Raw genomic sequence first — 22,637 nt, 5'->3', positions numbered from 1 at the left:
AAACACCCGTCCCGAAAGGCGCCTTCGTGACCACCACCAGCACCGGTCCCAGCCCCGAGCCCGTCCGCTCCTCCTCGGATCCCTTCGGCTTCTTCGGCCTCACCTATGACGACGTCCTGCTGCTGCCCAACGCCACGGACGTGATCCCCGCGGACGCGGACCCGGGCACCCGGCTGACCCGCAACATCCGCTTGAACATCCCCATCGTCTCCGCGGCGATGGACACCGTGACGGAGGCCCCGCTGGCCATCGCCATGGCCCGCCAGGGCGGCATGGGCATCATCCACCGCAACCTGTCCATCGAGGACCAAGCCCGCCACGTGGACACCGTGAAGCGCTCCGAGTCGGGGATGATCAAGGACCCCGTGACCATCGGCCCCGACGCCACGCTCGCCGACCTGGACGAGCTGTGCGCCCAGTACCGCGTCTCGGGCCTGCCGGTGGTGGCCGAGGACATGACGCTGCTGGGCATCATCACCAACCGCGACACCCGCTTCATCCCGCGCGAGGAGTGGGCCACCCGCACGGTGGACACCGCCATGACCCGCATGCCGCTGATCACCGCGCAGGAGGGCGTCTCGCGCGCCGAGACCATCCGCCTGTTCTCCCAGAACCGCGTGGAGAAGCTGCCGCTCGTGGACGATGCGGGCCGCCTGACCGGCCTGATCACCATCAAGGACTTCGACAAGGCGGAGCAGTACCCGGACGCCGCGAAGGACGACGAGGGCCGCCTGCGCGTCGGCGGCGCCGTCGGCTTCTTCGGCGACGGCTGGGAGCGCGCCATGGCGCTCGTCGAGGCGGGTGTGGACGCCCTCGTGGTGGACACCGCGAACGGCCACACGCACGGCGTGCTGGACATGATCGCGCGCCTGAAGAAGGACAAGGCGGCCGCGCACGTCGACGTCATCGGCGGTCAGGCCGCGACCTACGCGGGCGCCAAGGCGATCGTCGACGCCGGCGCGGACGCCGTGAAGGTGGGCGTGGGCCCGGGCTCGATCTGCACGACCCGTGTGGTGGCCGGCGTCGGCGTCCCGCAGATCACCGCCATCTACGAGGCGGCCAAGGCCACGCGCCCCGCGGGCGTCCCGCTGATCGCCGACGGCGGTCTGCAGCACTCCGGTGACATCGGCAAGGCCCTCGTGGCCGGCGCCGACTCGGTGATGCTCGGCTCCCTGCTGGCCGGCACCGCCGAGTCCCCGGGCGACCTCGTGTTCTACCAGGGCAAGCAGTTCAAGACCTACCGCGGCATGGGCTCCCTGGGCGCCATGCAGACCCGCAACGGCACGCGCTCCTTCTCCAAGGACCGCTACTTCCAGGCGGACGTGCCGGACGAGGACAAGCTGATCCCCGAGGGCATCGAGGGCCAGGTGCCCTTCCGCGGGCCGGTCGCCTCGGTGGTCCACCAGCTCGTGGGCGGCCTGCGCCAGACGATGTTCTACACGGGCGCGTCCACGGTGGCCGATCTCAAGGAGAACGGCCGCTTCGTGCGCATCACCGCGGCGGGCCTGAAGGAGTCCCACCCGCACGACATCATGATGACCGTCGAGGCCCCGAACTACCGTTCGCGCTGACCCGCACGTCGGTTCCGGGGGGGGGGGGGGAGCCCCCGGACGGGGCGGCGCCGACGACACGGTCGGAGCCGCCCCCGTGGCGCCTGGGCTAGGCTGGCCCGGTGACGAACCAGATTGAGATCGGCCGCGGCAAGCGCGGCCGCCGGGCCTTCTCCCTCGACGACGTGTCCGTGGTGCCCGCGCGGCGCACCCGGGATCCCCAGGATGTCAGCCTCACGTGGCGCATCGACGCCTACACGTTCGACATGCCCGTGATCGGTGCGCCCATGGACTCCGTGATGAGCCCGGAGACCGCCATCGCGATGGGGCGGCTGGGCGGTCTCGGCGTCCTCAACCTCGAGGGCCTGTGGACCCGCCACGAGGACCCGCGCCCGCTGCTCGAGGAGATCGCCGCCCTCGAGGCCGGCCCGGCCGGGACCGAGGCCACCCGCATGCTGCAGGAGGCCTACGCGGCCCCCATCCGCCCCGATCTGATCACCGAGCGCCTCGCGCAGATCCGCGAGGCCGGCGTCGTCGTCGCGGGCTCGCTGACCCCGCAGAACACGCAGGAGTTCTACCGCACCGTCGTGGCGGCGGGCGTGGACCTGTTCGTCATCCGCGGCACCACCGTCTCGGCCGAGCACGTCTCCTCCACCCAGGAGCCGCTGGACCTCAAGCAGTTCATCTACGAGCTGGACGTGCCCGTGATCGTGGGCGGGGCGGCCGGCTACACGCCGGCCCTGCACCTGATGCGCACCGGCGCGGCCGGCGTGCTCGTCGGCTTCGGCGGCGGCGCGTCCACCACCACGCGCCGCGCCATGGGCATCCGCGTGCCGATGGCCACGGCCATCTCGGACATCGCCGAGGCGCGCCGCGACTACATGGACGAGTCCGGCGGCCGCTACGTGCACGTGATCGCCGACGGCGGCGTCTCCACCTCGGGGGAGATCGTCAAGGCGATCGCCATGGGCGCGGACGCGGTCGTCCTGGGCGCCGCCCTGGCCCGCGCCACCGACGCCCCCGGCGGCGGCTGGCACTGGGGCCTCGAGGCCGTCCACCCGGAGCTGCCGCGCGGGCACCGCACCCACGTGGGCCAGGTGGCTCCGCTCGAGGAGGTCCTGTGGGGGCCCGGCCGCCACGCGGACGGCACGTCCAACCTGATGGGCGGCCTGAAGCGCGCCATGGCCACCTGCGGCTACACCGAGCTCAAGGACTTCCAGAAGGTGGAGGTCCTCGTGACCCCCACCCAGACCGTCTGATCCCCGCCGCCCCGAGGCGGCACCCCGACCGGAAGAGTTGATACGGCGTGCTGCGCACCGCCCTCAAGCCCGTCTGGCTGGCCACCCTGGTGCTGGCCCTCGTGGCGGCCGCGGTCTTCGTGGCGCTGTCCAAGTGGCAGTTCGAGTCCGCGGAGACGAACGCGCCGCCGCCGCGCACCCAGACCGAGAACGCCGTGCCGTTCCTGGAGCACGTGCGTCCCTACGAGGCCCTGCTCGGCTCGCAGGCAGACCAGGTCGTCACGGTCGAAGGGGAGTTCGTGCCCGGCACGGACGTCCTGGTCGGCCCGCGCCTGCTGAACGGCCGCGACGGCTACTGGACGGTCACGGCCCTCCGGGTGGCCGGCGCCCCGGACGGCGAGGTCGTCCCGGTGGTCCGCGGCTGGTCGGCCCGCGCCGACGTCGTGGACCCCGCGCCCGCCGGGCAGGTCACCGTCACCGGACGCCTGCTGCCCCCGGACGGGCCCCTGCCGCGTGAGGCAGCGGCCGAGGACACCGCCGACCGGCTCCTGTACCGCAGCCTGGCCCCGGCCCAGCTGGTGAACGTGTGGGACGAGCCGTCCTACGCGGCGTACGTCGCGGCGTTCGAGATGGTCGACGCCGCGGGCGCCGAGACGGGCGCGGCCGGCCCCGGCGGGCTCGAGCCGGTGTGGGTGGCCCCGCAGCCGGAGGAGACCCAGATCATCTGGCTCAACGTCTTCTACGCCGTGGAATGGATGCTCTTCGCCGGCTTCGCCCTGTTCCTGTGGTGGCGGTTCGTCCGCGACGACCACGTCCGGGACGAGCACGAGCGCCGGCTCGACGAGGAGTGGGCCGCGCAGTGGCGCGCCGAGGAGCTCGAGCGGCGCCGGGCGGCCGCGCGCGAGGCCAAGGAGCGGGCCGTCGCGGCACAGTCCGCGGCGCACCCACGCCAGGACCACGACGACGACGGGGCCGCGCGCCCCGACCCCCGCGACCCGGGCCCCCGTGGGCCCCGAGAGGAGCAGAGCCGATGAGCACCCAGCACCCCGGCCCCCAGCCGGTGGACCCGGCGAGCCTGCCGGATCCCGAGGACATCACGGAGGCCGACCTGCCCGAGCCGCCCCCGCGGCCAGGCCGGGAGCATCGCCGTTTCGCCGGCACCCAGCAGCAGATCCGCTCCGCCACCCGCCTCTACGTGGTGTGCGCGTGGATCACCGGCATCATGCTCCTGCTGCTCGTGGCGGAGATGGTGCTGAAGTACGGCATGCACGTGGAGCTCTACGCGGGCGGCACCACCCTGGACGGAGAGGCCAACGGCCTGGGGCTGCACCCCACGGACAGCGTGACCGGGGGAGTGAACCTGTCCCTGTTCATCCTCATCGCCCACGGCTGGATGTACGTGGTGTACCTGCTCGCCTCGTTCCGCCTGTGGTCCCTGATGCGCTGGGAGCCGCTGCGCCTGCTGGCGATGGCCGGCGGCGGCGTCGTGCCGTTCCTGTCCTTCGTGGTGGAGAAGCGCATGACCCGCGTGGTCCGGGACGAGCTGCACCGCTTCCCGGACGCCGCGCGGCGCTACTGAGCGCCTCGACTATCCTGGACGGGTGACGCAGAACGCCCCCCACCCCGACACCCCCGCCCCGCTCAGCGACGTGATGCCCACGGTGCTGGTGCTGGACTTCGGCGCCCAGTACGCACAGCTCATCGCGCGTCGTGTGCGCGAGGCCAACGTCTACTCCGAGGTCGTGCCCGCCTCCACCCCGGTGGCGCAGATCCTGGAGCGCAAGCCCGCGGCGCTGATCCTCTCGGGCGGGCCGTCGTCGGTGTACGAGCCCGGCGCCCCGCAGCTGGATCCGGCGCTCCTCGAGGCCGGGGTGCCCGTGCTGGGCCTGTGCTACGGCTTCCAGTCGATCGCGCACGCCCTCGGCGGCACCGTGGCCAAGACCGGCACCCGGGAGTACGGCTCCACCCGCCTGGACTCGGTGGACGCCGACTCCGTGCTGTTCGCGGACCAGGACCTCGAGCAGGTCGTGTGGATGTCCCACGGGGACGCCGTGACGCAGGCGCCCGAGGGCTTCGCCGTGACGGCGTCCACCGCGGGCGCCCCCGTCGCCGCGTTCGAGGACCGCGAACGCCGCATCTTCGGCGTGCAGTGGCATCCCGAGGTGGGCCACTCCTCCCACGGTCAGCGGGTGCTCGAGCAGTTCCTGCACGTGGGTGCGGGCCTGGGCGCGGACTGGACGGCCAGCGGCGTGATCGAGGAGCAGGTCGAGCGCATCCGCGAGCAGATCGGGGACAAGCGGGCCATCTGCGGCCTGTCCGGCGGCGTGGACTCCGCCGTGGCCGCGGCCCTCGTGCAGCGCGCCATCGGCGACCGCCTCACCTGCGTCTACGTGGACCACGGCCTCATGCGCGAGGGCGAGTCCGCCGAGATCGAGCAGGCGTTCGGCGAGGCCCACGGCGGCGCCCGCCTCGTGATGGTGGACGCGCGCGAGGACTTCCTGTCCGCGCTGGCCGGCGTCACCGACCCGGAGGCCAAGCGCAAGATCATCGGCGAGCGGTTCATCCGCACCTTCGAGAAGGCGCAGGCGGACATCGTCCTCGAGTCCGAGCACGACCCGGACGCCACCGAGGTCCGCTTCCTCGTGCAGGGCACGCTCTACCCGGACGTCGTCGAGTCCGGCGGCGGGGACGGGGCGGCCAACATCAAGTCCCACCACAACGTGGGCGGCCTGCCGGACGACATCGAGTTCGAGCTGTGCGAGCCGCTGCGCGAGCTGTTCAAGGACGAGGTCCGCGCCGTGGGCGCCGAGCTCGGCCTGCCCGAGGGCATCGTGCACCGCCAGCCGTTCCCGGGCCCGGGTCTGGGCATCCGCATCATCGGCGAGGTCACCCAGGAGCGCCTGGACCTGCTGCGCCGCGCGGACGCGATCGTGCGCGCCGAGCTCACCGCGGCCGGGCTGGACCGCCAGATCTGGCAGTGCCCGGTGGTGCTGCTCGCGGACGTGCGCTCCGTGGGCGTGCAGGGTGACTGCCGCACCTACGGCCACCCGGTCGTCCTGCGCCCCGTCACCAGCGAGGACGCCATGACGGCGGACTGGGCGCGGATCCCGGACGACGTCCTGTCCCGCATCTCGAACCGCATCACCAACGAGGTCGACGGCGTCAACCGCGTCGTGCTCGACGTGACCAGCAAGCCGCCGGGCACCATCGAGTGGGAGTGAGCGGCGCGTCCGGCGCCGCATCCGGCCGCCCCTGACCGGGGCGGCCGTCCGCACGAAGACCGCCTGGACCCAGGCGACGGAGGAAGGACCGCACGCACGTGACCGAGCAGGAGTTCCCGCGCCTGGCCCGCGCCCGCGCCGCCGCACGCCCCGACGAGGGGCAGACCCGCCCCGACCCGGCCGCCTGGGTGTCCTCTCTGGGCTCGGGCGCCGAGAACGACACGATGCTGCGGTTCGCGCCCTCGGCGGCCAACAGCATCGACCTCACGGAGGCGAACTCGTCCGGCGTCTCGCAGCTGCTGCTGGGGCGGCGCACCCGCCTGTCCACCCTGCTGCCGGCCGGCCCGGAGCTGGACGCGGCGCACGAGGTGTCCCTCGGCCTGCGTGCCAAGGTCCGCGAGCTGGCGGAGGAGCGCGGCATCGACGTCGGCGCGCTCGCCGTGGGCGTGGCCACGTGGACGGCCGAGGAGGACGGCCGGCGGGAGCGCCGCTCCGCCCCCGTGCTGCTGGCCCGCGTGGCCCTGACGGTGCGCCGCGGCGCCCGGGGCCGGGACGAGCTGGAGGTCCAGATCACCGAGCCGGCCCGCCTGAACCCGGCGCTCGTGCGGAACCTGCGCCGGCACCACGGCATCGCCCTGGACCCCGAGGCGTACCAGCAGGCCGCCTACGCCACGGCGCGCCTCGAGCCCGCCCCCGCGTTCGCCCGCCTGCGCGAGGAGACCGCCGCGATCGCGGACCTGCACATCGAGGACTGCCTGCTCGTCTCCACGTTCGCGGACCTCGGGGAGACCGCCTCGCTGCCCGCCTCCCTCGAGGATCTGCCCGTCGTGCAGGCCCTGTACGACGCCGGCACCGGCATGGTGCCGCGCCCGGCGGCGCTGCAGCCCACGGGCGCGCCCGCGGAGGACGACGTCGCCCCGGCGGACGAGCGCCTCGTCGTCGACGTCGACGCCGCCCAGGCGCGCGTGCTCGAGCACGCCGCGGCGGGGGAGTCCCTCGTGGTGGCGGCCGCCCCCGGCACCGGACAGACCCAGACCGCCGCCGCCCTGGCCGCACGCCTGGCCTGGGAGGGCCGGCGCGTGCTGGTCGTGGCCGAGCGCTCCGCCGCCCTGTCCGACGTGCTCGACCGCCTCGAGGAGGCGGACCTGCGCTCGATCGCGCTGGATGTGCCCGCCAACGCGGACCCCGAGCTGCTCCGCCGCCAGCTCGTGCAGGCCGTCCTGCGCTCCGAGCGGGCCGTGGACCCCGACACCGCCCGGGACGAGGCCGCGCTGGCCGAACGGCGGCGCCGGCTGCAGGAGCACGTCGGCTCGCTGCACCACGTCCGCCCCCGCTGGGGCTGCTCGCCGTTCCAGGCGATGCAGGCCCTGGCCGCCCTGACCGGGCTCGAGACGCCGCCGGCCACCACCGTGCGCCTCAAGCGCTCCGTGCTGGACTCCACCGTGAACCGGCAGGCCGTGGGCGAGCAGCTCGTGCGCGCCGGGGAGCTCGGCGCGTTCTCCGCCGCCGCCACCGAGAGCCGCTGGTTCGGCGCCCGCGTGCGCAACGTGCAGGAGACCGAGGCCGCCTCGGAGCTGGCCGACGAGCTGGCGGCGGCCCTGCACACCACCCGACGCGCCGTGGACACCGCCGCCGCCCAGGCCGGCCTGCGCCCCGAGCGCACGGTGGCCGGCTGGGCGGAGCAGGCGGACCTCTACCGCCGCGTGGCCCGCACCCTCACCGAGTTCACCCCCGAGGTGTTCTCCCTCGACGTGCCGCAGCTGGTCGCGGCGACCGCCACCAGCTCGTGGCGGCGCCTGCACCTGGTCGAGATGTCCTCGGTGGCCCGGTCCCGCCTGCGCCGCGCGGCGAAGGACGCGGTCCGCCCGGGCGTGCAGCCCACGGACCTGCACGGCGCCCTCGTGGACGCCGCCGCCGTCCTGGAGGACTGGAACCGCCACGCCGCCGAGCCGGGCACGCCCCCGCAGGTGCCGGACCAGGGCGAGCACGTGATGGGCCACGTCGGCCAGGTGCGCGAGCACCTGCGCCGGCTCGAGGCCGTCCTCGCCCCGGAGGCCGTGGCCGAGGGGCCGCTGGACGAGCGCGACGTGGACGACCTCGTGGCCGCCGTCGACGGGCTCGTGGCGGACCGCGACACCCTGGCCACGCTGCCCGAGCGCACCCTCGTGCTGGACAGCCTGCGCGACCACGGCCTGGCGGAGCTGCTCGAGGACCTGCGCGACCGTGAGGTGCCCACCGAGGCCCTGACCGCCGAGCTCGAGCTGGCGTGGTGGCAGTCCGCGCTCGAGGCGATGATCTCCGGGGACGACTTCCTGGCCATGATGAGCGGCACGGACCTGGCCGAGGTCGAGCGCGGGTTCCGCGACCTGGACCGCGCCCATCTCGAGCGCGGCGGCGCCCGGCTCTCCGCTGCGCTGGCCGCGCGCTGGCGGGAGACGCTGCGCACCTATCGCGCGGACGCGGCCGTGCTGCGCACCCTGCTCAAGCAGGGCAGTCCCACGGTCGAGTCCCTGGCCACGATCACCCCCGAGCTCCTGCAGCCGCTCGTGCCGGTGGTCACCACCTCGCCCATGGCCCTGTCCGAGTTCCCCCCGGAGTGGCGCGCCGACGTCGTCGTGCTGCTGGAGGCCGACGCGACCGCCCTGGCCACCGCGATGGGCGCGCTCACCCGCGCCCCCCAGGTGGTGGCCCTCGGCGACCCGGTGATCGGGCGCCCGCAGTCGTTCCAGGTCTCCGTGGACCCGACGGCGACCGCCGGGCCCCTGCGCCCGCTGCGCTCAGCCCACGACGCGCTGGACGAGGTGCTGCCCACCCTGCCGCTGCGCACCGTGCACCGCCCCCTCGAGCGGCGCCTCGTGCGCCTGCTCTCCGCGCTCGCCTATGACGGCGCCCTGGACGCGCTGCCCACCGCGGGCGAGGCCACCGGCCGGGATCGTGCCGTCACGGCCGAGTACCTGCCCGAGGGCACCGGCATCCCGATGACCGGCGGCGACGTGGTCGAGTCCACGAACGCCGAGGTCGCCCGCACCGTGGAGCGCGTGTTCGAGCACATCCGCGACCGGCCCGAGCAGTCCCTGGCCGTGGTCACGGTGTCCGAGCAGCACGCCCGCCGGGTGGCCGCCGCCGTGCAGGCCACGGCCGCGCAGGCGCCGTGGGCCCACGAGTTCCTCGCCCGCGGCCGCGGCGAGGACGCCGCCGACGCCGAGCCGTTCGTGATCGTGCCGGTCGTGCGCGCCGCCTCCGTGGTGCGCGACGCCGTGATCCTCACCCCCGGCTACGGCCGCACCCCGCACGGCCGCGTGGTGCACCACTTCGGCGCCTTCTCCGACCCGGACGGCGAGCGCATGGTCACGGTCGCGCTCACCCGGGCACGCCGCCGCCTGCACCTCATCTCCGCGCTGCGCGCCGCGGACCTGGACGAGGACCGGCTCGACGGCGGCGCCCTCTGGTTCCTGCGGCTGCTCGAGGCCTACCTGGGCGACGACGCCGCGGACCCGGTGGGCATGGTGGGCGATCCGCTGCTGGCCGATCTGCGCGACCGACTCGAGGAGCACGGCGCCCGCGTCCTGCCCCGCCACGGCGGCGTCATGGACCTGGCCGTGCTCGACCCGCGCGCGGACCAGGACGAGGCGCCCCGTCCGCTGGCCCTGGCCGGCGACGGCGGCGAGGTGTACCGCGCCCTCACGGTGCGGCAGCGCTCGCGGACCCTGCCCGAGGGGCTCGAGGCCCGCGGCTGGGAGCCCCGGACCCTGTGGTCGATCGACGTGTTCGCGGACCCCGAGTCCGTGGCCCGCGAGCTGGCCGACCGGCTCGGCGTGGAGCCGACGGACGAGACGGACGAGACCGACGACGATGTCCGCTGACGGCGCGCCGCGCCGCCGCGGACCGCGCCGGGCAGACGCCCCGGGCACCGGTCCGGCCACCGCCGACGGCCGCGAGCCGCGTCTGCTCGGGATGCCCCGCCTGACCGGGCAGGCCGGGACGTCGCCGGCGACCGCGCCGACCGGACATGAGGCCGGGGTCGAGTCCGGCCCGGCCGAGGCCCAGCGCGACCGCTGGCTGCGCGAGCAGCGCCCGCCCCACTGGGGCTGAGCCGGCCCGATCCGGCCGGGTCAGTCCGCGGCGGCGGAGGACGAGGACGACGTCGAGGACGTCGAGGACCCGGCGGCCGAGTCCGAGGTCGATCCGCCGGCCGAGCCGGTGCCGGAGCGCGAGTCGGTCCGGTAGAAGCCGGAGCCCTTGAAGCTCACGCCGACCGAGCCGTACTGCTTGCGCAGGACGCCGCCGCACGCGGGGCACTCGGTGAGGGCGTCGTCGGTGAAGGCCTGGACGGCGTCGAAGGCGTGGCCGCAGTCCTTGCAGCGGTAGGCGTAGGTGGGCATGCTCAGCTCCAGCTCGCTCGGGGCGCGCCGGGGCGCGCGATTCTGGGGGGATCCGACCCTCGATGCTACTCCGCGCCGCGGGCCGGGCTCAGATCCAGCGCAGCCCGGCCGCGGTGACGACGCCGTCCACGGGTCGGTCCGTGGGCTCGGCGGGGATGGCGCCCGCCGGCAGCAGCTCGTCCTCGAACACGAGGGCCACGGTGGGCACGGCCTGCGGCAGCTCGGCGAGGAAGCGGTCGTAGTAGCCCCCGCCCTGGCCCAGGCGCATCCCGTCCTCGGCCACCGCGAGCGCCGGCATGACCACCGCGGCCGCCGCCGCCAGCGCGTCGGTCCCGAGTCGTTCGCCCACGGGCTCGTCCACGGGGGCGTTCGCGGCGCGCGCCGTCGCGGCCTCCGGGTGCCACGGAGCCCAGCTGAGGCGTCGTTCCGGCTCGATCACGGGGACGAGCACCCGCGCCCCCGCGGCCAGCAGGCGGGTGCGCAGCACACCGGTGTCCGGCTCGGTGGCCATCGGCAGCACGGTGGCCACCACCGGGGCGGCCCCGCCCGCGGTCGCCGCGGCCACGCGCGGACCCAGCCACGCCCACAGGTGCTCGACGGCGGCCGCGGACTCGGCGGCGCGGCGCGCGGGGGAGCGGTCGCGGCGGGCGGCGCGCAGGCGGGCACGCAGGGCGGCCTTGGCGTCCACGACGTCGTCGACGCCGGCGACGGGGCCCGTGGTGGCGGGCTCGGGCACGGGAGGGGGAGTGCGCATGTCCCCATGATGCCCGCCGCACCGGAGCCGCGCCCGGCCGCGCATAGGATCGACGCCATGTCCTGGCAGCGTTCCCCCTGGCCCGTGACCCTGCGGCACGGCACCCTCGCCCTGCGGCCGCTGCGGCGGCGGGACCGGGAGGCGTGGGAGGAGCAGCGGGCGCACAACCGGGAGTGGCTGACGCCGTGGGACGCCACGAGCCCCGTGCCGGGCGCGGGCCCGTCATCGTTCGGGCAGATGGTCCGCTGGCACGGCCGCCAGGGCCGGGACGGCAGCGCCTACACGTGGGGCATGGTCCTCGACGACGACCGCCCGGACCGAGACCGTCTGGTGGGGCTGCTGTCCCTGGGCGGGATCCAGTACGGCTCGCTGCTCTCCGGCTCGATCGGCTACTGGGTCGACCGTCGCGAGGCCGGCCGGGGGCTGACGCCGACGGCCGTGGCCATGGCGACGGACTGGGCGTTCCGCGGCGCCGGTCTGCACCGGGTCGAGGTCAACATCCGCCCGGAGAACGCGGCCAGCCTGCGGGTCGTGGCGAAGCTCGGCCTGCGCGACGAGGGCCTGCGGCGCGCGTACCTGCACGTGGACGGCGCCTGGCGGGACCACCGGACGTTCGCGGTGACCGCCGAGGAGGTCCCCGAGGGCCTGCTGGCCCGGTGGCTGGCCACCCGGCCGCGCCCCTGAGCGGCCCGGAGGGACACGCCGCGTGAGGACACGCCGCGATGGCCGGGCCGGTCCGCCCCCGGCGCTAGGCTGACCGCATGGATGAGACCACCGCGCCGACGACGGCCGTGCAGGCCGCGCTCGACGCGCTGGCCGACGCCCGGGTGAGCGCGTCGCTGGTCATCGTGGCCCTCGTGGCCTTCCTGGCCTGGCGGCTCGTGCTGCGCCGCCATCGTCTCGCGTCCGCCCCCGCCCGCCCGTCGATGCCGAGGTCCTTCATGCACCGCCTGCAGAGCTCGCCCGCCGTCCGTGCCCTGACCGCCCGGCTCTCGGGCCGCCTGAGCGCCGCCGCCGACGCGGCGCGCACCGCCCGCGGCCGGACCGGCCTGCACATCCGGTGGGGGCGCACGGCGCTGTTCCTCGCCGCCCTCGTGGCCCTGCTCGTGTTCCTCGTGGCCGGGCTCGCCGCGGCATTTGGCGCGGGCACCCTTGCCCTGGCCGGCTGGTCGCTCCTGTTCGCCGTGGCCGGGCTGGCCGGCCTGCGGGCCCTCGCGGTCCGCGACCGCACCCGTCGCGCCCGGCCCGCCGCCGCCGTCGTCGTCCCGGAGCGCCCCGCCGCCCCGGCGGCCGAGGAGCGCGAGGCCCCGGCGGCGGACCCCGAGCGGGACCGCCGCGTGCTGGAGACCGTGCTGGCCTTCGAGACCGAGGCGCCGCGTCCGGCCGCCGCGCCCGCCGCGTCCCGGGTCGATCCCGTGGTGGTGACCGCCTCCGCCGGCGCCCCCGCAGCGGACCGCGCCGTGACCATCCCCGCGGTGCCGCGCCCCACCTACCTGGACGCCCCGGAGATGGCCCGCCCCCTGCCGGCGCCGCTCGAGACCCCCGCCCCCACCGGCGCGGACACCCGGCTCCAGGACGGCGCACACACGGCGGACGATCAGATCAGCGCCGCCGCCGAGCAGGACATCGCCGCCCTGGACCTGGACAACGTCCTGGCGCGGCGCCGGGCCTGCTGAGCCCCGCCGGGCGGCCACGCCCGTGAGCATCGACCGAGCCGCCGCGCGCCAGGCCGTCCGCGCGTCGGGGGAGCGCTGGCTGCGCACCCGCGCCGACGCCCTGCACCTGCAGCGGGGGCGTCGGCTCGCGCGCGTCCTGGACCTGGACGTGATGACCGGACGCGCGGGCGACGCCCGCGTGCGCTCCCGCACCCTCGTCCTCGCCCGCGACCCCCGGCACCCCGCCGCCCCCGCCGCGGCGTGCCCGCCCGTCCCGGGCGAGCGCGGGATCCTGGAGGACGGCACCCTGTGGTGGTGGGCCCCCGCCGACCCCGTCCTGCCGGGCCTCACGCTGACCGGCGACCCGGATGCGCTCGCGGCCCTGCTCGGCACGGCGCCGGGCCGGGCCCGCCTCACGTGGCGCGGCTACCGGCCGCGGGACCGGGCGGTCCTGGCCGTCGAGGCGACCGGCGACGACGGCGTCGTGGCCCGCACGTTCCTGAAGGTGCTCCCGCCCGCGCGCGCCGCACGGGTCGCCCGGCGCATGGCCGCCGCGGGGGCGGCCGGGGTGCCGGTGCCCGCCGTCCGCGCGGCGCCGGAGCACGGGGTGCTCCCGCTCGCGAGCGTGCCGGGCCTGCCCTGGCGGGCGCTGCTGGCCGGGCCCGAGGCTGCCGCGCTCGACCCCGCGCGGGTCGCCGCGCTGCTGGACCGGCTGCCGCCGGTGCCCGAGGAGCCCCCCGGCCCGGCGGGCCCCATGGCCGGGGCGGCCGGGGGCGCCGACGCGGACGCCGGCGGACCCGCCGTCCTGCTCGAGCACGCCATGTGGGCCGCCGTCGTGCTGGACCCCGAGGCCCAGGACGAGACCGCCGTCCGCGCCGACCGGCTCCGCGCGGGGCTCGCGGCCGGGGACCCCGGCCCGCGCGTGCCCGTGCACGGCGACCTGCACCCGGGGAACCTGCACGTGGACGCGGCGGGGGAGCGGATCACCGGCGTGCTGGACGCCGACGACCTGGGCATGGGACACCGCGTGGACGACTGGGCGGTCCTGATCGCCCATCTCGAGGCGGGCGCCGTGGACCTCGGCGCCGGCGGCGCCGCACTGCGCGCCGTGGCCGCACGGTTCCGGCACCACGCCCGCACCGAGGTCGACGAGGTGGCGCTGGCCGCCCGTGTCGCGCTCGTGCTCGCCGCCCTCGCGGCGCAGCCGACCGCGCCCCGCGCCGTGCGGTCCGCCCGCCGTGCCGCCGCCGACGCCGCCCTGGCCCGCGTCGGCCTGTGACCCGCGGCGGCTGCGCCACCGTCGGGCCGGGCCGGGCCACCGGGCCGGGCCACCCCCTCGAGCGGCGGTCAGTCCGCGCCGAGCCCCTCCCGGAGCGCGTCGAGCTCGTCCCGGACGCGCGCGGCGCCGTCGTGGTCCCCGAGGGTGGACAGGCACTGGTGCAGGCCCGTGAGCGCGCCGAGGCGCACGAGCGTGGAGTCGGTGGCGTCGCACACCAGGCGGAAGAGCGTCGCGGCCTGCTCGGGGCTGCCGTCCTCGGCCACCACGTAGGCGGCGAAGAGCTCGGCCTGCGCGGCGCCCTCGCGGTCCCCGGCGGCGGTGAACAGGTCGGCGGCCTGCAGCGCGGTGGCGATCGCCTCCGGCCCCCGCTCGAGCGACCACAGGGCCCGGGCGCGGGTGTCCGTGTAGTCGGCCACCTGCCAGTCGGCGCCGGCGTCCCGCACGAGGGCGAGCGCCTCGTCGAGGAGGTCGAGGCCCTCCGCCTGGCCCGACTCGCACAGCAGGTACCCGTGCGCGTGCAGCGCGGCCGGCAGCACCGCCGGGTCCTCGTCCACCGCCTGGCGCGCGGCCGCGACCGCCCGCTCGAACAGGTCGAGGGCGGAGGGCCGGGTGCGTGCGTCGCGCTCGCGGTTCACGAGGGCGCCGGCGGCCAGGAGCGTGCGGGCGGCGTCCTCCCACTGGCCGTGGGCCTCGAACAGGCCGGCCGCCTCCCGCCACAGGGGCAGCGCGTTCTCGGCGCGGTCCTGGTCGTGGTGGGCGTGGCCGAGGTCCACGAGGGCGCGGGCCTGCTCGACGTCCCGGCCGTGGGTGGCCTCGCGGCGCACCAGCCGGGCGAGCAGGGGCTCGGCCTCGTCGGCGCGGCCGGCGAGCACGAGCTGGTGCGCCCACCAGTAGCTCAGGCTCGAGGCCTCCGGCGCCTCGGCCTTCTCCGCGTGCACGGAGGCCAGTTCCCACGCGGCCACGGCGACCTCCTCGAACCCGTCGAGGTCGCCGGCCACGCGCCCGGCCAGGGCCGCCGCGGAGGCGGCGCCGCGCCGCAGCCCGACCGAGGCCATCCGCTCCGCCGCCTCGAGCGCCAGGTCGAGGGCCGCCGTCGGACGGTCCAGCTCGTGGGCGGCGATCGCCCGCACCGTGGTGGCGGAGGCGAGGACGGCCCGGGCGGCGGGCAGCGCGGTGACGACGGCGGCCACCGCGTCCGCCTCGGCGTGCTCGCCCCGCCACAGGTGCAGGCGGGCGAGCAGCAGGTGCGCGCTGGACCACGAGCCGGTGGGCAGCAGGGCACCGGCCGCGCGCAGCCCGCCCAGGACGGCGATGACGCGGCGGGCCAGCTCGAGCGCGGTGTCCAGGTCCCCGGTGTGCACGCGGTGCACGGCCAGGGCCAGGGCGGCCTCGGGCAGGACGGTGTCCCCGGGGTCCTCGCCGGGAGCGCCCGGCTCGTCCTCCACGACGCCGGCCAGCACCGCCGCCTCGACCGTGTCCGGATCGCGCACGAGGGCGGCGCCGAGCTGGGACTCGAGCCCGGCCTGCCGGGGCCGGCCGAGGTGGCGCAGCAGCGCCGCCCGGGCCTCCACCCAACGGGTCAGGGCGGCCTCGTCCCCGACCTGGCCCGCGGCGACGGCGAGCGCCCGCAGCAGGGCGAGGCGGACGTCGTCCTGGCCGGGCACGAGCGCGGCCAGGCCGGAGTCGGCGAGGCGCGCGGACTCCCGGGGCTCGTCGCGCAGCGCGGCCTCGAGGGAGAGCTCCCACCAGCCGCGGGCGTCCAGGGCGGACGGGGCGTCGGGCGCCGCGGTGACGCGGGCCTGCCGGAGCAGGGCGTGCACCCGGTCCAGGGCGGCGTCGACGGCCGACTCCACGGGGCCGCCGGAGGGGTCGTCCCGGCGGGGCGGGTCCTGCGGGGTGTCCACGGGCGCTGCTCCTTCCGGGGGTGGGACGGCTGGTCCTCCAGCCTAGGGCGCGGGTCGGTGGGCCGTGCCGCTGTTCGCGGTGGGCGGTGCTCGTAGACTGGCCGGGCCCGCAGCGTCGCCCGCCGCGGGCCGTCCCACCGCCGCCAGGAGCCCGCAGCCATGAGCACCACCCCCGCCGCCCCGGATGCCGCCGGAGTGCACCCCGCCGGCCCGTTCCAGACGCGCGCCGGCGCCTACGCCCTGATCGTGGACGGCGGCCGCGTCCTGCTCAGCTCGTGGCAGGGGCCCGAGTTCCTGCAGTGGACGCTGCCCGGTGGCGGCATCGAGCTCGGCGAGAGCCCGGAGGAGGCGTGCCTGCGCGAGGTCTGGGAGGAGACCGGCCACACCGCCGAGCTCACGGGCCTGCTGGGCGTCACGACCGGGACGATCCCGGCGGAGAAGCGCCTGCGGGGCGAGCCGCTGCCGCTGCTCACCGTGCAGGTCCTCTACACCGCCCGCATCACGGGCGGCGTCCTGCGCCCTGAGGTCGGGGGATCCTCGACGGACGCGCGCTGGTTCGACCTCGCGGAGCTCAGCGGGCTGCGCACCGCCTCCTGGGTCACCGAGGCGCTCGCCCGTGCCGGGGTGGCCGCGTGAGCCGCCCCGCCCACCGACGCCCCGTGGCCCTCGCCGCCTCCGCCCTCGTGCTGTCGCTGGCCCTGGGGGCGTGCGCGCCGCAGGCGGACGCCCCGCCGACGCCCTCGGCGTCAGGCGCGCCGATCACGGTCGTGCACGGCGGCGAGGGCCTGGAGGCCGCCGTCGCGGCGGTCCTGGCCCGTCACCTGCGCCTGCACGGCCACGCCGTGGCGGACGAGGACGGCGTCGCCGTGGAACAGCCCGCGTGGTCCGCCGCCGGCGGGGACACGGTCGCCGTCGTGGACACCCTGGCCCTGGCCGCCGCCGCCGACCCCGCAGCGGCGCTGCCGTCCCCGCCCACGCCGACGCCCACGCCGACGCCGACCGGGACGGAGGCCGGCACGTCCACGGGCACCGTGCCCACCCCCTCGGCCACCGCCTCCACCGCCGCCCCGAGCCCCACCGCGCTGCCCGTCGGCGACCCCGCGGCGGACGCCCCGGCGGCCGGGCGCGTCCTCGAGACGCTGCTCGCCGAGGAGACGGCCGCGGCGGGGACACCGCAGGACGAGGCCCCGGCGGCGCTGTCCTCGTCGGCGGGCGTGCTGCGCCTGACCGCGGTCGTCACCCAGACGACCGCGGCCCGGCTCGAGCTCGAGTCGATCACGGACCTCAACGGCCGGTGCGAGTCACTCACCGCCGTCGCACCCCCGGCCCTGACCTCCGCGGCGGACGCGGCCGCGGCCCTGCGCGTCCGCCTGGACCGGCTCGCCGGCTGTCGCCCCGAGACCTGGCTGGCCGACACCGAGGACCCGGCCGCCGCCGTCGTCGCGGACGAGGCCCAGGTCGCGCTTCTGACCGGCACGGATCCGGAGATCGACGCGAGCACCCTCGTCCCGCTCGAGGACGACGGCCGCGTGCTCCCCGAGGGGCGACTGACCGCCGTCGGCTCCGCCGCGATGCTGGACGACGACGCCGAACGGCGCATCGCCGAGGTGATGTCCGCCCTCGACGGCGACGGCCTGCGGGAACTCGAACGGCTCACCACGGGCGACGACCCGCTCCCGCCCGCCGAGGCCGCGCAGTACTGGCTGGTGGACCATGGCCTGGAGGACGCGCCCGAGGACTGGTTCGTGCCCCGCGGCTCCTGGTTCTGAGCTCGCGCGAGGGAGGGGCGCCGGCCCTCGTCGCACGACCGCGACTGTGATGCACACCGCCCGGGGGGTGCCATGATGGGGGCATGCCGACCCCGCATCCCCGCCAGATCCGCCAGTCCGCCAAGCTGCTGAACGTCCGCTACGACGTGCGCGGCCCCATCCTGGAGGAGGCACAGCGGATGGAGGCCGCGGGCCACCGGATCATGAGGCTGAACATCGGCAATCCGGCCCCGTTCGGCTTCGAGGCGCCGGACGCCGTCCTGGCGGCGATGCACCAGCACCTGCCGCACGCGCAGGGCTACTCGGACTCCAAGGGCATCTACTCGGCGCGCACCGCCGTCTCGCAGTACTACGAGTCCCGGGGCATCCGGGACATCGGCGTGGACGACGTGTTCATCGGCAACGGCGTGTCCGAGATGATCACGATGGTCCTGCAGGCCCTGGTCGACGACGGCGACGAGATCCTCGTCCCCTCGCCCGACTACCCGCTGTGGACCGGCGCCACCACCCTGGCCGGGGGTCGGGCGGTGCACTACCGCTGCGTCGAGGAGGAGGGCTGGGAGCCCGACCTCGAGCACATCGAGTCCCTCGTCACGGAGCGCACCAAGGGCATCGTCCTGATCAACCCGAACAACCCCACCGGCGCGGTCTACTCCCGCGCTGTGCTGCAGGGCATCGTGGACGTGGCCCGCCGCCACAACCTCGTCCTCATGGCGGACGAGATCTACGAGAAGATCACCTACGACGGCGCCCGCCACATCAACGCCGCCGGCCTGTCCGACGACGTGCTCACCCTGACGTTCTCCGGCCTGTCCAAGGCATACCGGGTGGCGGGCTACCGCTCCGGCTGGGTGGCCGTGTCCGGGCCGAAGCACCGGGCCGCAGACTTCCTCGAGGGGCTGACCCTGCTGGCCAACATGCGGATGTGCGCCAACGTGCCAGCGCAGCACGCCATCCAGGTGGCACTGGGCGGCTACCAGTCCATCAACGACCTCGTCCTGCCCGGCGGCCGGCTGCTCGAGCAGCGCAACCTCGCCCAGGACCGCCTGAACGCCATCCCCGGCGTGTCCGTGCAGCCGGCCCACGGCGCCCTCTACCTGTTCCCGCGGCTGGACCCGGAGGTCTACGCGATCGACGACGACGAGGCGTTCGTCATCGAGCTGCTGCGGGCGAAGAAGATCCTCGTCTCGCACGGCGGGGCGTTCAACTACCCGCACACCGACCACTTCCGGCTCGTCACGCTGCCCAGCGTGGAGGACCTGAGCGTGGCCCTGGACCGCCTCGAGGACTTCCTCGAGGACTGGAGGGAGCGCCATGGGTGACACCTCGGACGCCGAGGCGGGCCGACCCGCCCGCGCCACCGACGGCCACAGTGTCTTCGACGCCCCCGCGCGGGAGCTGTTCGCCGCCCGCCGCGGGGACGAGGTCCGGGGCCCGGCCGACGTCGACGCCGCCGCGACGCCCGGCTACGGCGGGGACAAGGCGAAGGGCAAGAAGGACCTGGCCGCGCGCGGCGGGGCGCTCGCCGACCTGCAGGAGCTGCTGTTCGCCCAGTCGGTGCGCGACGCGCCCGTGGGGGAGGTGCCGTCCCTGCTGGTGGTCCTGCAGGGCATGGACACCGCCGGCAAGGGCGGGATCATGCGTCACGTGATCGGGGCGATGGACCCGCAGGGCGTCCACCTGCACGCGTTCAAGGCGCCGACCCCGGAGGAGCGCGCCCACGACTTCCTGTGGCGCATCCGCCCGCACCTGCCGCGGCCCGGCCTGGTCTCCGTGTTCGACCGCTCGCACTACGAGGACGTGCTCGTGCACCGCGTGCGCGGGCTCTCCCCGCTGGCCGAGGTGGAGGAGCGGTACGGGGCGATCCTCGAGTTCGAGGCGGCCGTGCGCGCCGCGGGGACGCGGATCGTCAAGGTGATGCTGCGGATCTCGCCGGAGGAGCAGGCCGAGCGGCTGCTGGCCCGCCTGGACGACCCCACGAAGCACTGGAAGTTCAGCGAGGCCGATCTCGACGACCGCGCCTACTGGGACCAGTACATGGACGCGTACCGGATCGCGATCGAGCGGACGGACACCGAGGACGCGCCGTGGTTCATCGTGCCGGCGGACCGCAAGTGGTTCGCGCGGCTGGCGGTGCAGCAGCTGATCATCGAGACCCTGCAGGGGATGGGGCTGGACTGGCCGGAGGCGGACTTCGACGTCGCGGCGGCCCGCCGTCGGCTGCTGGAGGGCTGAACGCCGCCGTCGTCGCGATGGGCGGGCCGTGGTGGCCGGACCTTGCCAAGCACGTGGTCGCGGTGAGTGGATGGAGGAACACCGGGCGCCGCAGAGGCGCGCCGGACCCGATCCGAAAGGTGCACTCATGACTGAGAACGCTGTCCAGAACGCCCCGCTGTCCGGCAAGACCGTCGCGTTCCTCGCGACCGACGGTGTCGAGCAGGTCGAGCTGACCTCCCCGTGGGAGGCCGTGATCGCCGCGGGTGCGACCCCCGTGCTCGTCTCCTCGAAGTCCGGCACCATCACCGCGATGAAGTCCGACTGGGAGCACGGCGAGTCCTTCGAGGTGAACACGACGGTGAAGGACGCCAAGGCCGAGGACTTCCACGGCCTCGTGATGCCGGGTGGCACCCTGAACGCGGACACCCTGCGCATCGACAAGGACGTCCAGGCGTTCGTGCGTGCCTTCTTCGAGCAGCACAAGCCGGTGGCGGCCATCTGCCACGCCCCGTGGACCCTGATCGAGGCCGGCGTCGTGGACGGTCGCCGTCTGACCAGCTACGCGTCCCTGGAGTCTGACCTGAAGAACGCGGGCGCCCAGTGGGTGGACGAGGAGGTCGTCGTGGACAACGGGCTGACCACCTCGCGCACCCCGGACGACCTCGACGCCTTCAACGCCAAGCTCGTGGAGGAGCTGGGCGAGGGGAAGCACGAGGACCAGACCGCCTGACCGACGTCGGGCGCGAGTCGCGTGGGGGCGGGGGCCGATGGCCCCCGCCCCCGCCGTTTCTCGAACGACAGCGTGGCGGAGGCCGCCGTTTCCCGAACGAAAGCGCCCCGAAGGCCGCCGTTTCCCGAACGAAAGCGCCCCGAAGGCCGCCGTTTCCCGAACGAAAGTGGGGGGCGGGGTCAGTCGGCGTCGGGGGCGGCCTCGCCGCGCACCTGGTCGAGGCGGGCGCGGGCGCCGTCGAGCCAGGCCTGGCAGCGGTCGGCCAGCGCCTCCCCGCGCTCCCACAGGGCCAGGGACTCCTCGAGGCCGGCGCCACCGGCCTCCAGCCTCCCCACGGTCTCCACCAGCTCGGCGCGCGCCTGCTCGTAGCTCATCCGGGCCACGTCCGAGACGTCCGCGGAGGTGAAGCCCTCCACACCGCTGGGGCGGCCCGCGTCCTGCGTCTGCTCCATGCCCTGTTCACTCATGCCTGTCGTGTCCTCTCGTGGGATGGGGTCGGGGTGGTCCGATGCGTCGCGACGACGTCCGCGACGATCCGCCCGGCCGCCACGAGGATGTCGAGCCGGTCGTCCGGGGCGACCTGGTCCGCGTCGCGCACGACCTGTCCGGCGTGCTGGACCACGGCGTAGCCGCGGTCGAGAGTGCGCTGCGGGGACAGGGCGCGGACGCGGGCGCGCAGCTGCGTGAGGGCGTCCTCCTCGCGGACGAGCCGGTGGCCCAGGGCGGACCGGCCGCGCTCGCGCCACCGGTCCGTCTCCTCCTGCCGCGTGTCCACCATCACGTGCGGGCGGGCCAGCACGGGCCGGGAGCGCAGGGCCGCGAGCCCCTCGGCCTCGGCGCGCACGCGGCGCTCGACGGCCGAGGCCAGCCGCAGGCGCGCGTCGGCGAGTCCCGCGGCCTCCTGGGCCGCGTCCGGCACGATCCGCTTGGCCGCGTCCGTGGGCGTGGAGGCGCGCAGGTCAGCGACGTCGTCGAGGACCGGACGGTCCGCCTCGTGGCCGATCGCCGAGACGACGGGCGTGCGCGCCGCCGCCACGGCGCGCACCAGCGCCTCGTCCGAGAAGGGGAGCACGACCTCCTCGAGCGCGCCGCCGCCGCGGGCGATGACGATGACGTCCACGGCCGGGTCGGCGTCGAGCTCGGCGAGCGCGGCGGCCACCTGCCGAGGGGCCTCGGCTCCCTGCACGGCGACCTCACGGATCTCGAACTCGGCCGCAGGCCAACGCAGCAGCGTGTTGCGCAGCACGTCCTTCTTCGCGTCCGAGTCCCGGCCGGTGATGAGCCCGATCCGGTGGGGGAGCAGGGGCAGCGGCCGTTTGCGCGCGGGGGAGGTCAGCCCCTCCTCGGCGAGGGCCCGGCGCAGCAGCTCCACGCGGGCCAGCAGATCGCCGAGGCCGACCGGGCGCATCTCCTGCACGTTCATGGACAGGCGCCCGGCCTTGAGCCAGAAGTTCGGCTTCACGCGCGCCACCACGCGGGAGCCCTGCTGGACGGTCCCGTCCAGGGTCATGGCGACGTTCCGCCAGGCGGTGAGCGGCAGGGAGACCTCCTCCTCGAGGTCCCGCATGGTCATGTAGACGTTGCCGCGGTTGTTCTTGAACTCGATGAGCTGGCCCTCGATCCACGTGGCGGGGGCACGCTCGATGTGGGCCTTGAGGTTCTCGGAGAGCCGGCGCAGGGGCCACGGCCGCTCGGCGGAGGTCTCGCCCGCGCGGGCGGGTGCCGAGACGGGCACGTCCGGCGCCGCCGAGGCGCCCTCGGTCACGGGCTGGTCCATCCGGGTCCCTCCTGTCCGCGCCCGGTCCGCCCGGGCACGGGCCCACCGTACCGCCCTCGCCGGACGCGCAAGACGGCGCCCCGGCGTCCCGCGGGGCCGCCGCCGGACCGGTCGGGGCGCTCAGACCGGGGAACCTCCGGCCAGGATCAGTACGCTCGACG

General features: G+C 76.0%; 20 protein-coding genes. 15 read left to right on the top strand and 5 right to left on the bottom strand.

Annotated features, from left to right (window positions below; genetic code table 11):
* Positions 1-26: 26 nt before the first annotated feature.
* The 7 genes from guaB to MF605_RS03985 all read left to right on the top strand — a co-directional run bounded on the left by guaB (position 27) and on the right by MF605_RS03985 (position 10,101).
* A complete protein-coding gene (gene guaB / locus MF605_RS04015) occupies positions 27-1,571 on the top strand; it encodes an IMP dehydrogenase (RefSeq protein WP_134416863.1) in 1,545 nt (514 codons plus the stop codon).
* Between the two features lie 101 nt (positions 1,572-1,672).
* The gene (locus MF605_RS04010) at positions 1,673-2,809 is read left to right on the top strand and encodes a GuaB3 family IMP dehydrogenase-related protein (protein WP_036317609.1); all 1,137 of its coding nucleotides are present in this window, start codon (positions 1,673-1,675) and stop codon (positions 2,807-2,809) included.
* Between the two features lie 47 nt (positions 2,810-2,856).
* Positions 2,857-3,822 (top strand): SURF1 family protein, encoded by a 966-nt coding sequence (locus tag MF605_RS04005; protein ID WP_134416864.1) that lies wholly within the window; start codon positions 2,857-2,859, stop codon positions 3,820-3,822.
* Positions 3,819-4,367 carry a DUF3817 domain-containing protein gene (locus MF605_RS04000; RefSeq protein WP_036340922.1) on the top strand — a complete coding sequence of 183 codons (549 nt, stop codon included), beginning with the start codon at positions 3,819-3,821 and terminating at the stop codon, positions 4,365-4,367. Before MF605_RS04005 ends, MF605_RS04000 begins: the two co-directional genes overlap by 4 nt.
* 22 nt (positions 4,368-4,389) lie before the next feature.
* Positions 4,390-6,009 (top strand): glutamine-hydrolyzing GMP synthase, encoded by a 1,620-nt coding sequence (guaA, locus tag MF605_RS03995; RefSeq protein WP_166795267.1) that lies wholly within the window; start codon positions 4,390-4,392, stop codon positions 6,007-6,009.
* Positions 6,010-6,107: 98 nt separating this feature from the next.
* Positions 6,108-9,872 (top strand): DUF4011 domain-containing protein, encoded by a 3,765-nt coding sequence (locus tag MF605_RS03990; protein WP_134416865.1) that lies wholly within the window; start codon positions 6,108-6,110, stop codon positions 9,870-9,872.
* Complete coding sequence (locus MF605_RS03985; RefSeq protein ID WP_134416866.1) at positions 9,862-10,101, top strand: hypothetical protein; 240 nt, start codon at positions 9,862-9,864, stop codon at positions 10,099-10,101. Before MF605_RS03990 ends, MF605_RS03985 begins: the two co-directional genes overlap by 11 nt.
* A 20-nt stretch (positions 10,102-10,121) precedes the next feature.
* Here MF605_RS03985 and MF605_RS03980 read toward each other — a convergent pair whose 3' ends face one another.
* Both MF605_RS03980 and MF605_RS03975 read right to left on the bottom strand, forming a co-directional pair.
* The gene (locus MF605_RS03980) at positions 10,122-10,391 is read right to left on the bottom strand and encodes an FmdB family zinc ribbon protein (protein WP_060775382.1); all 270 of its coding nucleotides are present in this window, start codon (positions 10,389-10,391) and stop codon (positions 10,122-10,124) included.
* 88 nt (positions 10,392-10,479) lie between these two features.
* Positions 10,480-11,145, bottom strand: a complete 666-nt coding sequence (locus MF605_RS03975) for a 5-formyltetrahydrofolate cyclo-ligase (RefSeq protein ID WP_223246441.1) — start codon at positions 11,143-11,145, stop codon at positions 10,480-10,482.
* Positions 11,146-11,202: 57 nt separating this feature from the next.
* Between MF605_RS03975 and MF605_RS03970 the strand changes: the two genes are divergently transcribed.
* From MF605_RS03970 to MF605_RS03960, 3 genes are all read left to right on the top strand, one after another.
* The gene (locus MF605_RS03970; protein WP_065573527.1) at positions 11,203-11,829 is read left to right on the top strand and encodes a GNAT family N-acetyltransferase; all 627 of its coding nucleotides are present in this window, start codon (positions 11,203-11,205) and stop codon (positions 11,827-11,829) included.
* 77 nt (positions 11,830-11,906) lie between these two features.
* Positions 11,907-12,821, top strand: a complete 915-nt coding sequence (locus MF605_RS03965; RefSeq protein WP_134416867.1) for a hypothetical protein — start codon at positions 11,907-11,909, stop codon at positions 12,819-12,821.
* A 22-nt stretch (positions 12,822-12,843) separates the two neighbouring features.
* The gene (locus MF605_RS03960; protein ID WP_134416868.1) at positions 12,844-14,079 is read left to right on the top strand and encodes a phosphotransferase; all 1,236 of its coding nucleotides are present in this window, start codon (positions 12,844-12,846) and stop codon (positions 14,077-14,079) included.
* Positions 14,080-14,147: 68 nt separating this feature from the next.
* On the opposite strand, the gene MF605_RS03955 is transcribed toward MF605_RS03960, so the two are convergent.
* Positions 14,148-15,983, bottom strand: a complete 1,836-nt coding sequence (locus MF605_RS03955) for a hypothetical protein (protein WP_134416869.1) — start codon at positions 15,981-15,983, stop codon at positions 14,148-14,150.
* 159 nt (positions 15,984-16,142) lie between these two features.
* Here MF605_RS03955 and MF605_RS03950 point away from each other — a divergent pair, with 159 nt between their 5' ends.
* From MF605_RS03950 to MF605_RS03930, 5 genes are all read left to right on the top strand, one after another.
* Entirely contained in the window at positions 16,143-16,619 is a 477-nt protein-coding gene (locus MF605_RS03950; protein WP_063190123.1) for an NUDIX hydrolase, read from the top strand.
* Positions 16,616-17,752 (top strand): glycine betaine ABC transporter substrate-binding protein, encoded by a 1,137-nt coding sequence (locus MF605_RS03945; RefSeq protein ID WP_134416870.1) that lies wholly within the window; start codon positions 16,616-16,618, stop codon positions 17,750-17,752. Before MF605_RS03950 ends, MF605_RS03945 begins: the two co-directional genes overlap by 4 nt.
* An 83-nt stretch (positions 17,753-17,835) precedes the next feature.
* Positions 17,836-19,074: a pyridoxal phosphate-dependent aminotransferase gene (locus MF605_RS03940; protein WP_134416871.1), complete on the top strand. Its 1,239-nt coding sequence runs from the start codon at positions 17,836-17,838 to the stop codon at positions 19,072-19,074.
* A complete protein-coding gene (locus MF605_RS03935; protein ID WP_002857839.1) occupies positions 19,067-19,987 on the top strand; it encodes a PPK2 family polyphosphate kinase in 921 nt (306 codons plus the stop codon). The genes MF605_RS03940 and MF605_RS03935 overlap by 8 nt, the downstream gene beginning before the upstream one ends.
* 127 nt (positions 19,988-20,114) lie before the next feature.
* Positions 20,115-20,699 (top strand): type 1 glutamine amidotransferase domain-containing protein, encoded by a 585-nt coding sequence (locus tag MF605_RS03930; RefSeq protein WP_134416872.1) that lies wholly within the window; start codon positions 20,115-20,117, stop codon positions 20,697-20,699.
* A 179-nt stretch (positions 20,700-20,878) separates the two neighbouring features.
* Here MF605_RS03930 and MF605_RS03925 read toward each other — a convergent pair whose 3' ends face one another.
* Entirely contained in the window at positions 20,879-21,166 is a 288-nt protein-coding gene (locus MF605_RS03925; protein WP_036316619.1) for an exodeoxyribonuclease VII small subunit, read from the bottom strand.
* Positions 21,163-22,476, bottom strand: coding sequence for an exodeoxyribonuclease VII large subunit (gene xseA / locus MF605_RS03920; RefSeq protein WP_134416873.1), 1,314 nt, complete (start codon positions 22,474-22,476; stop codon positions 21,163-21,165). The genes MF605_RS03925 and xseA overlap by 4 nt, the downstream gene beginning before the upstream one ends.
* Positions 22,477-22,637: the final 161 nt, after the last annotated feature.

The organism is Micrococcus luteus (assembly GCF_022664405.1).
Taxonomy (GTDB): domain Bacteria; phylum Actinomycetota; class Actinomycetes; order Actinomycetales; family Micrococcaceae; genus Micrococcus; species Micrococcus luteus.
The sequence above is the reverse complement of the archived record's forward strand: the minus strand, read 5'-3'. Positions and strand labels throughout refer to the sequence as shown.

Excerpts from the sequence above, each read along its gene's own strand:
- MF605_RS03930 (WP_134416872.1), top strand. The coding sequence starts at position 20,115 with ATGACTGAGAACGCTGTCCAGAACGCCCCGCTGTCCGGCAAGACCGTC.
- MF605_RS03985 (WP_134416866.1), top strand. The coding sequence starts at position 9,862 with ATGTCCGCTGACGGCGCGCCGCGCCGCCGCGGACCGCGCCGGGCAGAC.
- MF605_RS03965 (WP_134416867.1), top strand. The coding sequence starts at position 11,907 with ATGGATGAGACCACCGCGCCGACGACGGCCGTGCAGGCCGCGCTCGAC.
- MF605_RS03925 (WP_036316619.1), bottom strand. The coding sequence starts at position 21,166 with ATGAGTGAACAGGGCATGGAGCAGACGCAGGACGCGGGCCGCCCCAGC.
- MF605_RS03980 (WP_060775382.1), bottom strand. The coding sequence starts at position 10,391 with ATGCCCACCTACGCCTACCGCTGCAAGGACTGCGGCCACGCCTTCGAC.
- MF605_RS03950 (WP_063190123.1), top strand. The coding sequence starts at position 16,143 with ATGAGCACCACCCCCGCCGCCCCGGATGCCGCCGGAGTGCACCCCGCC.
- MF605_RS04000 (WP_036340922.1), top strand. The coding sequence starts at position 3,819 with ATGAGCACCCAGCACCCCGGCCCCCAGCCGGTGGACCCGGCGAGCCTG.
- MF605_RS03970 (WP_065573527.1), top strand. The coding sequence starts at position 11,203 with ATGTCCTGGCAGCGTTCCCCCTGGCCCGTGACCCTGCGGCACGGCACC.
- MF605_RS03975 (WP_223246441.1), bottom strand. The coding sequence starts at position 11,145 with ATGCGCACTCCCCCTCCCGTGCCCGAGCCCGCCACCACGGGCCCCGTC.
- xseA (WP_134416873.1), bottom strand. The coding sequence starts at position 22,476 with ATGGACCAGCCCGTGACCGAGGGCGCCTCGGCGGCGCCGGACGTGCCC.
- MF605_RS03935 (WP_002857839.1), top strand. The coding sequence starts at position 19,067 with ATGGGTGACACCTCGGACGCCGAGGCGGGCCGACCCGCCCGCGCCACC.
- MF605_RS03940 (WP_134416871.1), top strand. The coding sequence starts at position 17,836 with ATGCCGACCCCGCATCCCCGCCAGATCCGCCAGTCCGCCAAGCTGCTG.